Genomic DNA, 16,677 nt, shown 5'->3' on the forward strand with positions numbered 1-16,677 from the left:
GAGTGTGTCCGGCTCAATTGTATGCGCTCCCAGGCTCGCTGCGCTTATCGCTGTGCGTGCCCCGTACAGTCTCGCTTATTGCGTGAACGGTAAGCGTATTGAAAAGTCCCGATGAAACGGGGCGCCCAAAGGCTGCCCCGCCTGGGCGCCAATCAGAACTTGTGCATGATTCCCGTCTCGACGAGCGTCTGACTCTTTCCAGACGAAGGCGAAGCCGTATAGATCTGCGCATACGTGCCCGGACCGCTTGCACGCTGGTAGATGCCGATGAGATACAGTTCGGTGCGCTTCGAGAGCAGATAATGGCCCGCGAGATCGAGCTGGTTATAGTGCGTGGAGCGCCCGATTGAATAGTTGCCGAGCGTGTAGACATACGAGAGCCCGACTTCGACAAACGGCGTGACGAACTTGTACGCCGACGCCTCGAAGTTCTGCAGGCGCAATCCCGTCGAATCGGAATAATTGAACAGCACGTTCGTGTAGTTGCCGAGCACATGGAACGAACCGAAGTCGTAGCTGCCGCCCACGCCCATGATGCGCTGCTGATCCGTGCCCGCGCCCTTCGTGCTCGTCACGAACGGCGAACTGAAGCCCCAGCCCGTGCTGTCGACTGCGCCGGTCGTGGTGTTCGAAGGCACCGCGTTGCTGCGCCGGTTGAACTGCGTAAAAGCTGCGCCGACCTTGAGCGGCCCGCTCGTATAGGTCATCGCGCCGCTAAAGCCGTTGTTGTTCGAGAACTGGGTCGAGTTCGAAAACGCATAGCTGCCCGCGAACGAGAAACCCGAGTAAGTGGGCGAGGCATAGCGAACCGCGTTGTTGAAGCGGTTCGTGAAGAACATGTTGTCGTTGTCGCCAATGTGCGCGCCGTAGCCGGCGAACACGTTCGAGGCGGTGGCGAACCACATGGTGTTCGTCATTTCCTCGTACTGGCGGCCCATGGTGACCGTACCCGCCCGGTCGTTGCTCAAGCCCACATAGGCCTGCCGGCCGAACATGCCGCCGTTGAGCATCGCGCCGTTCGTGATGTTGAAGCCGTTTTCCAGCGTGAAGATGGCCTTGGTGCCGCCACCGAGATCTTCTACCCCGCGCAGGCCGAAGCGCGGCGGCATCATGCCTGCGTTGGAAAGCGCGAAAAGATGATTGCCCTTCGAGTTGCTCACATATTCCAGCGATTCCGAAATCACGCCGTACAACGTCACGCTGCTCTGCGCGTGCGCCACGCCCATGCCCCCCGCGCCCAGCAACAGCCCCGCAACCACGCCGGATATGAGGCTCGCTACGCGGGTGCGTTTGACTGCAAAGTCTCCTTGTTTCAATTTCGTCTCCTTAGTCATACTGATTGTTATGTAGAGTACCTGGGTCACGCTGGCCTCCTTGCCGAGGAGGCCGAATTCTTTGCGTCAGTTGCCTCCCGCCGCGGCCTGTGCCGAACCGGTCGCCTGGGCGCCGGGCTCTTCGCTGCGCGATGCGCTACGTCCCCAGATCGGCAACGGTGCGAGCTGCAGCAAGGTGGCAAGCACAACGAGTCCGATGCGCACAGTCCAGCCGCTCTCGTAGAAGCTCGCAAAAATCGCGGGCGGCCCGAGCAGCACGCCGAGATAGGTTGCCTGCGCAACGAGGCCGCTCGTCGCGCCCATGGTCGCGAGGCTCGGCGCGGCGGCGGGCACCATCGTCCAGATCAGGCCGTTCAGCAGGCCAATGCCGACCGAAAACACGCACACCGCGGCCACCGCGCCGCTCAAGCCCGTCAACGGCAGATAGAGGGCCACGCCGCCAGCGAGCGCGACCACGCCGCCTGCCGACGCGATGAGGCGCGCACTCGTGCCCCCCTTGAGCAGATGCCCGACCGAAAGGCAGCCGATGCACACGAACACTTCCGCCACCGTCCCCACGCCGGCCGCCGTGCGAATCGCCACGCCGAACGTCTTCGCGAGATACACGGTAAGCGCGGCCATGATGCCGGTCTGGATGAACGCCGAAGCGCCCGAAGCCAGCGCCACGCGATATGGCCGCGGGCTCTTCACCACGGTCCAGATGTCGGCGAGCCGGCGCGCGGCCATGTGCTGCGTCTTGCCCGGCAGCAGGAAGCCTGCGAGCGCGAGGGCCGCCATCAGAATGGCATGGCCGCCGAAGGCCCAGCGCCACATTTCGCCGCGTTGCGCGAGCGGTGCGACGACGCTCAGCGTGAGCCCGATGCCGACCGCGGTATGCGAGGTCCAGAGGCCGAGCGCGATGCCGCGGCGCGCGCCGCTCGTGGTGCGCATGATGAGCGTGACGGCGCCCACCGTGAGAGAGAGATAGCCCACGCCCTCGAGGAGGCGGCTCGCGAACAGCATGTTCAGGTCGTGCGCCACCACCACGCCAAGGTTGCCCGCGAGCGCGAACAGCGAACCGCCCACGATCACGCGCTTGTCGCCGATGCGATCGACGAGCCAGCCGCCAAACAGGGCGAGCACGGCCGTGATGAGCGAGGGAATGGAGATCACCCAGCCAGCCGCCGCGTGCGAAAGACCGAACTGGTGCGCGATGTCGCCGATCACGGGCACCGACTGTGTGACGAGCGAGGTCGCCACGGTTCCGTAAAGGTAGAGCAGGATGATGCAAGGCCAGCCGCCAGGGGTCAGCATGTTGTGTCTCCGATATCGTTATGTGTGTTCTGTGTTGCTGCTGCGCGCTTCGCGAACCGCACATTATGGGGCCGCGCCGCGCGCATCACTCATGCCCTGATTGCCTGGTTCCAGCCCAGCAACCGGCACAGGTTGCCGCCCATCACGGCCGCACGATCGGCTGCGGAAAGCCAGGCGAGCGTTTCGCTGAAGTGCGTCACGCACTGGCGATACGGGTGGTGCAGGCGTGACAGGTCGCTGCCCCACACGACGCGCTCGGCGCCGAACGCATCGAACACTTGCCGCAACGGCGCCTCGATCGAGCGGAACGGCCAGGGATCGAGCGCATAGTCGCCCACGCCCGCGGCTTTCACATGCACGTTGGGGTGTTGCGCGAGCGCGAGCAACTCGGGCAGATGGTCGAACGCCGCCGGGCCGCTTGCGCCGCGCGGCACGCCCAGGTGATCGACGATCAGGCGCAAGCGCGGAAAACGCTGTGCAATGGCGTGGGCCTCGCCGAGCGCGCCCGGCACATGCAATGCGACCACGAGCCCGCTTTCCTGCGCCACCGGCCACACACGTTCGTAGCGGCCTTCAAGCAGCGGCGCAAGGCGCTCCGGCGTGTTGAACAGGAAGCGCACACCGAGCATGCCCGGCTCGTCGCGCCAGCGCTCGATGGCGGCGGCCGGGTCCGTCACGTCCGCACCCAGGAGCCCCATGACCGCGAAACGCTCCGGCTCCGCCTGCGCGAGCGCGAGCGAATAGGCATTACCCTCGGGGTCCCACAGCGGCGGCACGAGCAGGACGCGGTTCACGCCTGCGCGCACCATCTCGTCCACGAGCACGTCGCGCGTGATCGGCGTGCGGCGGTGATGACCCGTCGAATCTCCGTTCACCCATGCGTGCACCTGGGCATCGACAATATGCATGCTATTTCTCATTTATTTCGTAGTGGATTACCGGATTGACGACCGTTGTGCGCGCATCCATTACGCGCCGAACAGGCTGCCCGCGCCCGCAATGCGGCCTTGCCAGCCTGCAAGCCGCAACACGGCCCACAACATCGCCTGATTGCTCGTTACGACCGGCATGCCGAGCGAGGCCTCCAATGCGTGCGCGGTCTCGAAGGCGCGCACATTGGCGCACGAGAGCAGCACCGCGCCGATGTCCGCGTCGATCTGCTCGCGCACGATCCCTGCAATGCGCTCCGGCGACATGAGCGCCGCCTCTTTCGCGTCGGTGAAGCCGAGCGATACCGTGCGCGCCACGGCATGCCCCGAGGCTTCGAGCGACTCGCGCTCGATGCGCGAGAACTCGTCGGCGAACGGGCACACGTGCAGCAGACGCTCGGCGTGCAGCGCCGTGAGCGCTTCCTTGATCGCGACCATCGTGTTCGTGGCAGGCAGGCCAAGACGCCCGGCAAGGCGCGCGGCGAGCAGCGCGTCGCCTTGCGCGCCGTTTGCGACGCTCGCGCCCGTGCAGTTGAACACCACGGCGTCGGGCGAAAGGTCCTTCAGGTATTCCGTCTCCTCGGCCGCTTCGAGCCAGGCCCGCTGCAGGCTTTCCATCGTCACGCGGCCCCCCTCCTTCCTCAGGCGGATACGATGGACGTGATACGAAACGTCCTCGGGGCAGAACAGACGAAAATCATCTTCGGCAATCGTGTTCAGTGAAGGCACCACCATGCCCACGCGCAATCTCTTCATTTCAGTCCTCTGTTGCACGGCGCCAGAAAGGCGCCGCGAGTCTGAACCAGTGTATTTTTTGCGGCTTCGCGTCACCAATCGGAAAGCGGCCGCCGCAATCGGTTTTTGCTGAACCCAGGACGTCAGGTCCCGCTGCGGTCGTTGGCCGGCGGCATGGCGTGCGCCGCTTCGCGCTGTTGAGCGAAGCCTTCGTCGAGCGATTCGAGGGTTTTGCCGCGCGCCTCGATCCCCACGAAGAGATAGGTCACGCCGCACAGCAGGAGGCACAGCGCAAGGAACTGGAACGCCGGCACGATCACGCCGAGCGTGGCCGAAGGCATCACCATGTTGTTCGACCCCGCGACCCACGCGAGTCCGACCGGGCCGATCATCTTGCCCACCGACCCCGCGAGGCCCGCGTAGCCCGAGCCACTGCCACGCAGCCGCGTGGGCCAGATTTCGGTGGAATAGACCGCGCACACGGAAAAGCTGCCGTCGGCGAACACGAATGCGAGCAGCAGCGGCAGCCAGAACCACGAAGGCGCGAGCAAGTCGCCGTGGCCCACGTAGCCCGCCAGCAGCGCGGCAATCGCGGCGGCAATGGCGAAGTACCCGCCGGTGCGCCGCCTGCCGATACGGTCGGCGAGACTCGCAGCCGCAAGACGCGAGACGATGCCGCACACGCTGAAGCCGATCATGAAGCGCGACGCACCCGCGGGCGTGACCGACTGCACCTGGGCGAGCAGCGTGGGCGCCCACAGCACGATGCCGTAGTAACCCGAAATCAGCCCGATGTTGATGAGCGTGGCCGTTACCACGCTGCGTGGGTACGAGAAGATCTCCGACCAGCGCGAGGCGGGCGGGCGGCGCACCGCACTCTCAACATTCGCGCTGCTCTCTTCGTCGCGCCATTCGGCAGCCGTGCCGAGCGCCCACTGCACGGCGCGGCGAGCTTCTTCGCGGCGGCCCTGCAGGCTCAGCCAGCGCGGCGACTCCGGTACATAAAACGCGCCGATCAACGCCACGAGTGCGGGCGCCGCGCCGAGCGCGAACGTGAAGCGCCAGCCGATCGACGGAATCACGAAGGCGCCGCTGAACGCGCCGAGCAACAGACCGCAAGTCGTGATGGCGGAAACGACCCCCGTGAGCGCGGCGCGCCGACGCGGCGGAATGAATTCGTTGACGAGCGCGATCTGAATGAAATAGCCGCCGGTGCAAAAGCCGATCACCGTGCGCAGCACCGCCATGTAGATCCAGCCGCCCGTGGGCGTGAATGCGAGACCGAGGCTCATGGCCGCGAGCAGCAGCAGCGAGATGACGAACACGGGCTTGCGGCCGAAGCGGTCGGCCATCATGCCCCAGACCACGCCGCCGACGATCGCGCCCGCGCCCGAAGCGAGCAGCACCGTGCCCATCATCCCGTATGTCATGCCCCACGGCTTGACGAGAAACGCCATGATGAAACCGATCAGATAGGCGTCCCAGAATTCCAGCATGCTGCCTATACCAATCAGCGCGAGTAGCGTGCGCTGGTTTTTGCTCAGGACACGCTGGTCCTGAAATGGGCTTTGCCCGCTCTGCATGAGTTGCATGAACCCTCCGTCTCCTTAGAGGCGCGCCGTCTTGTTCGGCGCCGATATCATTGTCAGGAGACCTGATTCTAGTGAGCCGCCGACTTTCAGCGGCATAGAAAAAGAGCGGGCCGTCATCAGTTATTGCTGTACGGCTTGCAAGCGCCGCGCTCAGCCATCGAGCGTCTTGCGCGCCGCGAGTTGCGGAAAGCGCCACGCCCACGTCAGCGCCACGAGGCAGGTCAGCGCGCCGCCCAGCACGACCGCGCCCACCGGCCCGATCACGCTGGCGAGCGAGCCCGATTCGAATTCGCCGAGCTGGTTGCTCGCGCCCACGAAAATCGCGTTCACAGCGCTGACGCGGCCGCGCATTTCGTCGGGTGTTTCAAGCTGCACGAGCGTTTGGCGAATCACCACGCTCACCATGTCCGCCGCACCTGTCATGATCAGCGCGAGCAGCGAGAGCCAGAGGTTCGTCGAAACGCCGAACACCACCGTCGCGAGGCCGAATACGCCAATCGAGGCGAGCAGCGTCACACCCACGCGGCGTTTAGGCGGATAGCGCACGAGCCAGAGCGACATCGCGAACGCGCCTGCGGCGGGCGCCGCGCGCAGCCAGCCGAGCATGACGGGGCCGCCGTGCAGGATCGTATCGGCGTAGATGGGGAGCAGCGCCACCGCACCGCCGAACAGCACGGCGAAGAGATCGAGGCTGATCGCCGCGAGAATGATCGGCTTGCGCCACACGAAGCGCAGGCCGCCCACCAGCGCGTCGAGCGTGGCGGCGCGGCGCTCGCGTTGAACTTCACGCACCTTGAGGCCGAGTGCGAGCAGCGCCGCTGCGAGAAAGAGCAGCGCCGCGACCGCATAGACCACGCCGATGCCGAAGCTCACGAGCGCCCCGCCTAGCGCGGGCCCGAGTATCACGCTCGATTGCGAGCCGGTGGAGACGGCCGCCATCGCGCGGCTCAGGAGCGGCGGCGGCACCGTGGAAGGCACGAGCGCCTGCAGCGCCGGCATCTGGAACGCGCGCGCTGCGCCGAGCAGCAGGGAGGCCAGCAGCAGTGCGTCGCGCGTGAGGCCGTTGCGGTGCGTGGCGAACGCCATCGCCGCGGCAACGACACCCTGCACCGCGAGGCAGCCGAGCACGATGCGCGCGCGCCGCCACGAGTCGGCCGCGTGTCCCGCGGGCAATGTGAGCAACAGCACCGGGAAGAACTGATAGAGCCCGACCAGCGCGAGCGCCCACGCGTCGTGCGTGAGCGCGTACATCTGCCAGCCGATCGCGACGAACAGCATTTGAATGCCCACCGTCCACGCAATGCGCACGGCCAGCAGGCTGCGAAACGAGGAAAAGGACAACAGGGGGGCATGCGCGCGCGCAGGCGCGAACGCGACGGTAGGTTCGTTCGACATCTGAGTGGAAACCCGAGGAAATGCAAGCCTTTCTGGCCTGCAGGAAAGAAGGGAAAGCGCCGACGCCCTACGTGCCCTGTCCGCCCGTCATCGCCTGCGCGTTGCGGCGCACGCTGCGCAGAAACGTTTCCTGTACGTCGTTGGGCTTCCAGTCGCGCCGCGCCGTGATGCCGACGATCGGGCCGTCCCACGGCACGTCGATCGTCAGCGGTGCAAGCAGACCGAAACGCCGTTCGCTCAGCACTTCGGTCCAGCTCAGCACCGTCAGCATGTCGCTGTCGAAGAGCGTGATGCGGATGGTGGAAAGCGAATAGGTCTCGATGCTCGCGAGCGGCGGCGCGCCTTCGGAAAACACGTATTCGTAGGCCTCGCGGCGCGGCGAACTGCGCGGCGGCAAGATCCAGCGGTAGTTGCGCAAGGCGTCCACCGTCACGGCGGGCTCGCGCGTAAGCGGGTGATCGCGCCGCGCGACCACGCAATAGCGCTCGTGATACAGCGGCTCCTCGACGAAATCGAACGACTGGTCGGGGTTTTTCAGCACGCCCAGCATGAAATCGATCTCGCCGCGCAGCAGCTTGTTGAGCAACTGGTCGTAGGTGCCGTTGATGATCACCACACGCGCATCGGGAAAATGCGCATTGAGCTCGCGAATCGCACTCACGATCAGGATCGACGGGTCGAGCAGCAGCACGCCCACCGTCACGCTGCGCTCCACGGGAAACTGATACGCGCGCAGTGCATCGGCCATCGCGGCAATCTGGTTCGAGATCGTCTGCAACTGGCGCGCGAAGGCTTGCCCGACCTCGGTGGTCGTGACGCCCGAGGCCGAGTGCCGATAGAGCGGCGCGCCCAGATTCTGTTCGAGCGTGCGCGCCGCGCGCTGCAGCGAAGCCTCGGTAATGCCCAGTTGCCGTGCGGCCGCGCGAAACGAACCGCACTCCGCAATGGCGATGAGGCAGCGCATTTGCGTGCGCGTGATGCCGCCCGCGAGCACGCCCGGCGACACGTTACGCGTGCTGCCCACCTGCGCCACCGCCTCCTGCATGGCCTGCAGGATCTTGCGCGTGCGCACCAGCGCCGCGACACCCGCCGGCGCCAGCCAGGTACCCGTGGTCGAACGCTCGAAAAGGCTCACGCCCATGAGCGTTTCGAACGCCGCGAGACACGACGTGGTGGCTGGTTGCGAGCGCAACAGCTCCTGCGAGGCCTGCGTGACGTTCTCGTGACGCGCCACCGTCTCGAACACGCGCAACTGCCAGAGACTGGGCAGCTCGGCGGGAGCTTCCGTTTGTTCGACGGGTGACGCGACGACCGAGGCCATAGTGCTGCGATCCCTGCGTGACTAGCGGAGTGAACATGACAAGCGAGACGTACGATCGATATACCACAGCGCACGGGCGGCGCGCGACCAGGTTTGCTACCCGGTCACCTTGTTACGCAGCGTGCCGATGCGATCGATCGTGATCTCACACTCGTCGCCGGGTTTCATGAAGACAGGCGGCGTGCGCGAGAAACCCACGCCGCTCGGCGTGCCCGTGGCGAGAATGTCGCCGGGGCACAGCGGCGCAATCGACGAAACGTATTCGATGAAGCGCGGGATCTTGTGCACCATGCTGGCCACGGTGTCGTCCTGCATGACCTGACCGTTGAGCTTCGTCTGGATGCGCAGCGTGTCCACGTCGCCCACTTCCCCGCGCGGCACGATCCAGGGACCGATCGCACCGCTTTGATAGAAGTTCTTGCCCGGCGTGATCTGGCGCGTGTGAAACTGCCAGTCGCGCACACTGCCCTCGTTCATGATCGTGTAGCCGGCCACATGCTCGAAGGCGTTTTCCGCTTTCACGCGATAGCCGGGCTTGCCGATCACCACGACAAGTTCGCCTTCATAGTCGAACTGTTCGGAAACGCCCGGATGGCGCAGCGGCTGACCGTGCGCCGCCAGCGAATCGCTTGCGCGCGCAAACAGCGCCGGCTGCTTCGGCAGCTCCTGCACGCGGCCCGCGCTCTGCACTTCGCTGTGGTGCTCGACGTAGTTCAGCGCGAGACACCAGATATGCGTCGGGTCGGCAATGGGCGGCAAAAACGTAATGTCCTTCAGTGCGTAATCGGCCTGCCCTTGCACCGCCCGTGCAACTTCGTGCGGCAGGTCAGCCGCGCATAGCGCCTTGAGCGTGGGGTATTCGTTGCCGATGCGTTTGCCGAGATCGATCACGTTGTCGCCCTCGACGATGCCGTAGGTATCGCGTCCTTCTACCGAAAAGCTCGCGTATTTCATCGAAAATCTCCTCTGAATGCGTTACGTGTGCTGCGCGTTAGACGAGGCCGGCATAGGAGCCGCCGTCGAGCTGCAGGTTCTGTCCCGAGATAAAGCTCGCCTGTGCGCTGCACAGGAAGGCGCAGGCATCGCCGAACTCCATGGGGTCCCCCAGGCGCTTCGCGGCGATCGTCGCGGCAATGCGCTCCTTGGCTTGCGCGACCGTGATGCCGTCCTTTTTCGACATGCGGTCGGCCATATAGCGCTGACGGTCGGTGTCGAAGCGCTCGGGCAGCATGTTGTTGATCGTGACGTTGTCCACGACGCAATCGCGCTGCACCGATTTGCTGAGGGCGGTCAGACCGGCGCGCACGGCGGCGGAAAGGCCCATCGTCGCGCTCGGCGACTTCACCATCGCCGAAGTGATATTGACGATGCGGCCGAACTTGCGGCTGCGCATGCCGCTCACGTAGTGCTTGATGAGAAAGATCGGCGCGAGCATGTTGCCTTCCACTGCGGCCAGCCAGTCCTCGCGGGTCCAGTCGGCGATCTTGCCCGGCTCCGGGCCCGCGTTGTTGTTCACGAGAATGTCCGGCGCCGGGCACGCGGCGACGATCGCTTCGCGCCCCGCTTCCGTATTCAGGTCCGCGACGATGAGGTGCGGACGGTTGCCCGTTGCCGCCTCGATTTGCTGCGCGGCGGTTTCGAGCGCGTCGGCGTGACGGCCGTTGAGATACACGCGGCAGCCTTCGCGCGCCAGCGCCGTCGCGCATGCGAGGCCGAGACCGCGCGACGACGCGCAGACGAGCGCCGTCTTTCCTGCGATTCCAAGATCCATGAGTTATCTCTCGCTTCGTGATGGCTTCAGTCCTGGCAGCGGTACTTCAGGCCCGGATAGACATTGAGTGCGTTGTTGCAGAACACGTCGTGCCGATGCTCGCTGCACAGGTGCGGCGTGGCGCTGACGTAGCGTTTCGTGTCGTCGTAGTGGTGGCCGGTGCGCGGATCGATGCCCTTCACCGCGCCGATCATCTCCGAGCCGAACAGAATGTTCTTGTGCGGCACGACTTCAGTGAGGAGGTTCACGCCCGACTGGTGATATACGCAGGTGTCGAAGAAGAGATTGTTCATGAGGCCTTCTTCGAGCGCCTGGAAGCCCAGGTCCTGCGCAAGCCCGCGATAACGGCCCCAGTGATACGGCACCGCGCCGCCGCCATGCGGAATCACGAAGCGCAGCGTGGGGAAGTCCTTGAACAGCTGCGGCGCGAGCAGGAATTGCATGAACGCCGTGGTGTCGCCGTTCAGATAATGTGCGCCCACGTGGTGAAAACACGGGTTGCACGAACTGCTCACGTGGATCATGGCCGGTACGTCGAGTTCGACCATCTTCTCGTAGAGCGGATAGTAGTGGCGGTCCGTAAGCGGCGGATCGGTCCAGTAACCGCCCGAAGGATCGGGATTCAGATTGCAGCCGACAAAACCCAGCTCCTTCACGCAGCGCTCCAGTTCGGCCACGCACGCGCTCACGTCCTTGCCCGGCGACTGCGGCAGCTGGCACACGCCTGCGAAGTTCTCCGGATACAACTGCACCACGCGATGAATGAGGTCGTTGCACACCCGCGCCCATTCGATACCCTGCTCGAGCGTGCCGAGGTGGTGGCCCATCTGGCCCGCGATCGGCGAAAACAGCGTGAGATCGAGGCCGCGTTCGCGCTGGGCCTTGAGCTGGCCGCCCTCCAGCGCCTCGCGCAATTCGTCGTCGCTGATAGCCAGCGGCGCGCCATACACAGGGCCTGCATGTTCGAGCTGCCTGCGCCGCCATTCGTGCAGCGTCTTGGGAACGGTCGTAAAGTGACCGTGACAATCGATGATCATGAAACGCTACCTGGTTCGTTGAAAAAGGGGCGAGCGCCTAGTCCTGCCACGCCACGAGCGGCGTGGCCTGCTTGACGAAACGCTCGGGCGGCTTTTCGCCGGTGTCGTAGCTCATGCCGTCGCCGATGCGGATAGGGTTGAAGCGGCTCTTCGCTGTCATGCGCTCCTGCGAGATCCAGTGCTCGTGCATCTGGCCGAAGGGGCTCATCCAGTAGTCGAAAATCTGGCTGCCCAACGCATGCCGCCCAATGCCGCGCACGTGATCGTATTCACGCTGATGCAGGTGGTCGTAGCCGAAGAAGATGTCGTCGACCCCCTCCACCTGGTACGACACATGGTGCAAACCGGCGCGCGGCCCGCGCAGCAGGAAAACGATGTGATGATCGACGGGTGTTTCGCCGAGATCGATGCGATTGAACTGGCCAATCACGTTGCCGGGTTCGCCCACGAACAATTCGTCGGTGGGAATTACGCCGAGCGTGCGCTGATACCACTCGATCGAGGCAGGCAGGTTCGGCGTGGCGAACGCCGTATGAGCAATGCGCTCCACGCGCGCCGGGCCGAGCACGCGGCTCTCGCCCTGTGCGCCTCTCACCAGTGCACGCGGTGCGAGGCGTGCCACCGGCTCGCGCTCCGTGACGAACTCCAGCCACAAGCCGTTAGGGTCCTGCACGCGCACGCGGCGCCCGCCGCCAGGTTCGTCGATATGCTCGATACCGCGCGCGCCGGGCAGTTTCGCGAGCTCCGCGAGCAGCGCGGCGTCGCGCAATTCATAGGCACAACTGACGACGCCGGGGTCGCCCAGTTCGGTCACGTGCAGAAAAGGCGCTTCGCCGATGCCGCGCATGTAAAGGCGCTTGTCGTCGCGATGGACTTTCACCATGCCGAAGTCATCGAGAAAGGCTTCCATGCGCCCGAGATCGGGGGCGCTCAGCCGGACGTGGGCCATGCCTGAAATAGTCGAAGCCAAGTTTGTCTCCGTATCGTGTTCTGTCTTGCTGTGTGACTTGTGTGCGCCCCTAGCCGAGAATATCGAGCACGGGGCCATACAACTCTTCAAGCGCATATCGGCGCGAAATGAGCCGTTGCTCGAACGCGTAGCGAACGGCCAGCTCTACGGCAGGGGCCAGGCTGTCGAATCCTGTGGGCTGCAAATCGATCGCGGCCTGTGGCTTCCCCTGCTGTGCAAGATCTTTCGCCTCACCAAGCAGACGATAGACCTCGCGCACGGCTTCCGGGTGGTTCTGTGCGAGCGAGCGCTTGACCGTCACCACGTGATTGATCGGCACCGCACGGTGGCGCACCTGCCATGCGGCGGCGGCCTCGGCCGGCACGGGAATCAACGGACGAATGCCCGGCTCGCCCGAAAGGCCGCCGCCCGCGATGATGGCGTCCACTTCACCCGCGCGCAGCATGGCTTCAAGGCTCGATGTCGATTCGAGTCGCGAAACCCATGCGGGTTCCTCGTAATCGGCCACGTGCGCGCCTTCCTGGCTCAACCACCGCACGTCGGCGAGCCGCACGCCGAAGTCGTCGGTAAGGATGCCGCGCACCCACGTCGGCGTGGTCTGCGTATAAGCGCGCATCGCCACCTTGCGCCCGGCCAGTTCGCTCGCGGTGAACGTCGCGTCGTCGCGAACCACGATGCTCTTGTGATGAAAGCCTCCATTCATCACGAACGGCAGCATCACATAAGGCTTGCCCGCCTCGAACGCCTGCAGGAACGTGATGATCGCCAGCTCCGCCACGTCGTACTTCTCGTGACGCACGACGTCCTTGAAGGCTTTTTGTGCCGTGTCCACCGCGGCGAAATCCAGATGCACGAGCGGCGAAGCGAGCGTGCCGTCCTTGAGAGGCTGGGTCTTGGGGTAGGTCCCAAGCATCGTCGGAATGGCGAGGGTTTGAACAGTTGTCATCGTCTTCCTCCTGATTGATATGTCATCCTATGCATTGACTGCCGGATCGAGGAACACTGAGGCGATGGGCGCTCGCTCCGGAATCAGCCGCTGCGTGTGGGCGTAGCGCACCAGCGCATCGAACGATTTTGCGTTCTGTGCGAGGCCATAAGGCAGCGGATCGCCAACCAGTTCCGCGAGACGCCGATAGCGTTTGTCTTCCGCACCGTCCGCAGCACCGCTTCGCACGCGGGCGAGATAGTTCTCTTTCGCCGCGACGAAAGCCGCAAACAGACGACGCGGCAAATCCGCATGGCGCGCGAGCACGTCGTTGCGCACCACGATCACGCCATGCAGCGGGTAAATCTCCGTGCGGCGATACCAGTCGGCCTCTCGCGCCGCGGCGTCTTCGACCAGATCCACGAGGCGGTCGTCGAGATCCGCGCCCACACCGGCGAGACCGCCGAATGCCGCTTCGATCTCGCCCGCCTCCATCATGGCGGCGAGCGACGTGCTGTTTGCCACGCGCCGCACATTGGCGGGCGGCACGAAGGTCTCGACGTTTTCGTCTTCTTCGGTGAGCCACGTCACCTTGCCGAAATCGACACCGTATTCCTCGGCCAGGATGCCGCGCGTCCACACGGCCGCCGTGACCGAATAGGCGCGCACGCCTACGGCACGCCCCTCCAGATCCTTTGGATGGCGAATCGACGATTCGCGCAGCCGCTGCAGGCCCGCGTGGCGAAAACGCCGGGTCATGGGCAGCGCGAGTGCCGTGATCGGCGCGCCGGCCGCCACCGCCATCAGGTACGACGTCGGCGCCATTTCGCAAATATCGTAGGGCTGGCTGCGCGCCATGTTGCGATAAGCGTCAGGCATGCGCTTGATTTCGATGAAATCGAGTTCGACGCCTTCCACGAGCACCGCGCCGCTGCGCAAATCCTCGACCTGACCGTGACGGCCCAGCACGATCGACAGTTTTTCAGTCATGTTGACGTTCCCGTATTGCTTCGTCTTGTTGCGCAGGGCTCACACGCGGCCCGCGAGTTGACGGCCCTTGTCCAGCGCGCCGAAATCGCGCCTCGGGAACGTCATCAGAAAGCGGTAGCCCTCCTCGATCACGCGCGACACGTTGCCTTCGTTCACGTGCGGATGACCAACCGGAATGTTGTAGGCGCGGCCAATCTCGCGCACGTGAGCCATCAGGCGCAGCAACTCGGAATTGTCGTATTCGCGCGGGCAGCCGAGTTCCTGCGTGAGATCGCCTTCGCCGATCAGCAGCACACCGATGCCCGGCACGCGCTTGACCATCTCCTCGAGGTTTTCAATGGCGGCCACGTCTTCGATCATCAGCGTGACGAGAATCTCGCCTTCGGGCACGAGCGGCCATACGTCGGCCTTGCGGTAATACTCCTGCTGCGAAAGTCCCCAGTAGCGCGCAGCGGGCATGGGCGCGTCGCCGCGCAAGCCGGCCGGCTCGTACAGCGGCTTGTCCGGCAGGCGCGGATAGCGGCAAGCGGCCACCGCGTTGTATGCCTGCTCGGGTGTGCTGATGCGCGGCCACACGACGCCATAGGCGCCGAGGTCGAGTGCCTGCTTCGCGAACCACTGGTTCATCTCGCTGCCGCTGGGCGGAATGCGCACGATGGGTGTCATCTGGCAGGCAACCGTACCGGCTCGCGCAATACGCTCGCGCAACAGCAAGAACTGCATGGCGTTGCGTAAGGCGGAAATGTCCCAGGGCGTGTGCTCCATTTCGAACACCACGCCGTCGTTCGACGACTGCGCAAAGCTGACCGCGTTTTCGATTTCGGCCTGAATAAAGGAAGTAAAAGCGATGCCGTGTCCGCTTTCGAGTGCGCGGATCACACCATTGAGTCGTTCAGCCATGTCGATTGGTCTCCGCGCTTAAAGAATCGCGCCGCAAAATGCGTCACCCGCATTCGCCGGCAACTGTTTTTCGGTCCACGTCTTGCTGCCGTCGGTCGTGAAGAACACCTGGCCGCCGCGCGTCACGGTAATCACGCCGTTGGGGTCGCTCACGTGCGCGCCGAAGCCCATCATCGTGCTGCGCGGTTCGACCTGGGCATCGGCGCGCGCCCACGTGGCGCCCAGGTCTTCGCTCACATAGAGCGCGCCCGCGGCGCTGCGCGACGAGATGCTGAAACACGCATACATCTTCTTCGGCTGGCCATGGACGACGCGGCATTCGCGCGAATAGTTGAACGGGGCGTATTTGCGGACTTCCAGGTCGCGGAAGCTCTTGCCGCCATCGCCACTCTCGAAGATGCCCAGGCGGCAGATGTAGAAGATCGAGTCCGGCCGGGCCGGCGAGATCGACACCGCATGCGCGTCGAACATGCCCTCCGTATCATCGTCGGTCAGTTCGGTGTTCTTCAAATGCGGCATCGCTGCGAGCACGGACAGGCCCTGCGATTCGCCGCGCCAGCTGTCGCCGCCGTCCTCGCTGACGTACAGGCCGCTGATTTCGGCCACCGCGTAAAGCCGCTTCGGGTTGGTCGGATGGAAGGCCACGCGCATGGCGCGCGACCCGCCGAACGAGATCTTGTAGCGCTCAGGATGCTCGCCCTTGCATTTGCGCCAGGTCTCGCCGCCATCATCGCTGCGATAGAAGCCGACCGGGGCGGTGCCGGCGATCAGCACGTCCGGATCATGCGGGCTCACGGCCACGCTCCAGAACTGCACGTTTTCGTCCGTGACATGCAGCTTGTGCCACGAGGCGCCGCCGTCGGTGGAGCGGTAGACGCCCTTGCGCGCGGCCACGTAGATCACGTTCTCGCGGCTGGGATGCGGCGTGATGGCCTGCACCGACGCATCCGCAGGAATATCGCTCACCTGTTGCCACTCGCCGCCGGGCTCGAGCTTGAAGAGCGATCCGATCGCCTCGGGCCGCGTCGTCGCCGTCCCGACCAACATCAACTTGCGCATAAAGCCTCCATCGTTATCGTGCCGGGACGCCGCCCGCCGTGTTCGGCATGGGTTTCGCACCGGCCATATGTCGATTCATCCGGACTCGTGTCTCGTCTGTTCTCAACTGACCGGAGGCAGTGTAGGGCGGCCAGGCTACGCGTTGTCATTCGAAATGCGCCGCCGTCATAGATTTTTGCTGAACGCTTTTCGAACGGTCGTATCGAATCTGCTTTGCGGAACTTGCGAAGAAGTTATCGGGTGTCATGCATCCGAATACGTGCGCAAACTCGTTGCGTACTCCACTTTTCCGGCTGCGAGCCTTATGCCTTGGGCGTTTGCGCTTCTGCCCCGCGGCGCACGCCACTGCGCTTCGCTTCGTTTATCGCCCTGCCGCGCGGCAACGGCGGTTTTTGGCCTTGAACCGCCCCATTCATGATCGATATC

The 16,677-nt window shown here is 64.6% G+C and carries 15 protein-coding genes; all 15 read right to left on the minus strand.

Annotated features, from left to right (window positions below; translation table 11 throughout):
- Nucleotides 1–152: 152 nt before the first annotated feature.
- The 15 genes from U5A65_RS01055 to U5A65_RS01125 all read right to left on the minus strand — a co-directional run bounded on the left by U5A65_RS01055 (nt 153) and on the right by U5A65_RS01125 (nt 16,251).
- Nucleotides 153–1,316, minus strand: a complete 1,164-nt coding sequence (locus tag U5A65_RS01055) for a porin (RefSeq protein WP_321945173.1) — start codon at nt 1,314–1,316, stop codon at nt 153–155.
- Nucleotides 1,317–1,400: 84 nt separating this feature from the next.
- Complete coding sequence (locus tag U5A65_RS01060) at nt 1,401–2,627, minus strand: MFS transporter (protein ID WP_321945174.1); 1,227 nt, start codon at nt 2,625–2,627, stop codon at nt 1,401–1,403.
- Nucleotides 2,628–2,716: 89 nt separating this feature from the next.
- Nucleotides 2,717–3,535, minus strand: a complete 819-nt coding sequence (locus U5A65_RS01065) for an amidohydrolase family protein (protein ID WP_321915142.1) — start codon at nt 3,533–3,535, stop codon at nt 2,717–2,719.
- A 60-nt stretch (nt 3,536–3,595) separates the two neighbouring features.
- On the minus strand, nt 3,596–4,312 hold the full coding sequence (locus tag U5A65_RS01070; protein WP_321945175.1) for a hypothetical protein: 717 nt from the start codon (nt 4,310–4,312) through the stop codon (nt 3,596–3,598).
- A gap of 122 nt (nt 4,313–4,434) precedes the next feature.
- Nucleotides 4,435–5,883 carry an MFS transporter gene (locus U5A65_RS01075; protein WP_321945176.1) on the minus strand — a complete coding sequence of 483 codons (1,449 nt, stop codon included), beginning with the start codon at nt 5,881–5,883 and terminating at the stop codon, nt 4,435–4,437.
- 150 nt (nt 5,884–6,033) lie between these two features.
- Nucleotides 6,034–7,278, minus strand: a complete 1,245-nt coding sequence (locus U5A65_RS01080; RefSeq protein WP_321938555.1) for an MFS transporter — start codon at nt 7,276–7,278, stop codon at nt 6,034–6,036.
- Nucleotides 7,279–7,345: 67 nt separating this feature from the next.
- The gene (locus U5A65_RS01085) at nt 7,346–8,599 is read right to left on the minus strand and encodes a LysR family transcriptional regulator (RefSeq protein ID WP_321945177.1); all 1,254 of its coding nucleotides are present in this window, start codon (nt 8,597–8,599) and stop codon (nt 7,346–7,348) included.
- Nucleotides 8,600–8,695: 96 nt separating this feature from the next.
- Nucleotides 8,696–9,553 (minus strand): fumarylacetoacetate hydrolase family protein, encoded by an 858-nt coding sequence (locus tag U5A65_RS01090; RefSeq protein ID WP_321945178.1) that lies wholly within the window; start codon nt 9,551–9,553, stop codon nt 8,696–8,698.
- Nucleotides 9,554–9,590: 37 nt separating this feature from the next.
- The gene (locus U5A65_RS01095; RefSeq protein ID WP_321945179.1) at nt 9,591–10,370 is read right to left on the minus strand and encodes an SDR family oxidoreductase; all 780 of its coding nucleotides are present in this window, start codon (nt 10,368–10,370) and stop codon (nt 9,591–9,593) included.
- A gap of 26 nt (nt 10,371–10,396) precedes the next feature.
- Complete coding sequence (locus U5A65_RS01100; protein ID WP_321915152.1) at nt 10,397–11,407, minus strand: amidohydrolase family protein; 1,011 nt, start codon at nt 11,405–11,407, stop codon at nt 10,397–10,399.
- 37 nt (nt 11,408–11,444) lie between these two features.
- On the minus strand, nt 11,445–12,377 hold the full coding sequence (locus U5A65_RS01105; protein WP_321945180.1) for a VOC family protein: 933 nt from the start codon (nt 12,375–12,377) through the stop codon (nt 11,445–11,447).
- 49 nt (nt 12,378–12,426) lie between these two features.
- The gene (locus U5A65_RS01110) at nt 12,427–13,323 is read right to left on the minus strand and encodes a hypothetical protein (protein ID WP_321938548.1); all 897 of its coding nucleotides are present in this window, start codon (nt 13,321–13,323) and stop codon (nt 12,427–12,429) included.
- A gap of 27 nt (nt 13,324–13,350) precedes the next feature.
- Nucleotides 13,351–14,292: an ABC transporter substrate-binding protein gene (locus tag U5A65_RS01115; protein WP_321938546.1), complete on the minus strand. Its 942-nt coding sequence runs from the start codon at nt 14,290–14,292 to the stop codon at nt 13,351–13,353.
- A gap of 39 nt (nt 14,293–14,331) precedes the next feature.
- Nucleotides 14,332–15,192, minus strand: coding sequence for an HpcH/HpaI aldolase family protein (locus tag U5A65_RS01120; RefSeq protein ID WP_321945181.1), 861 nt, complete (start codon nt 15,190–15,192; stop codon nt 14,332–14,334).
- Nucleotides 15,193–15,210: 18 nt separating this feature from the next.
- Nucleotides 15,211–16,251, minus strand: a complete 1,041-nt coding sequence (locus tag U5A65_RS01125) for a hypothetical protein (protein ID WP_321915157.1) — start codon at nt 16,249–16,251, stop codon at nt 15,211–15,213.
- Between the last annotated feature and the right edge of the window lie 426 nt (nt 16,252–16,677).

The organism is Paraburkholderia sp. J10-1 (assembly GCF_905220165.1).
GTDB lineage: Bacteria > Pseudomonadota > Gammaproteobacteria > Burkholderiales > Burkholderiaceae > Paraburkholderia.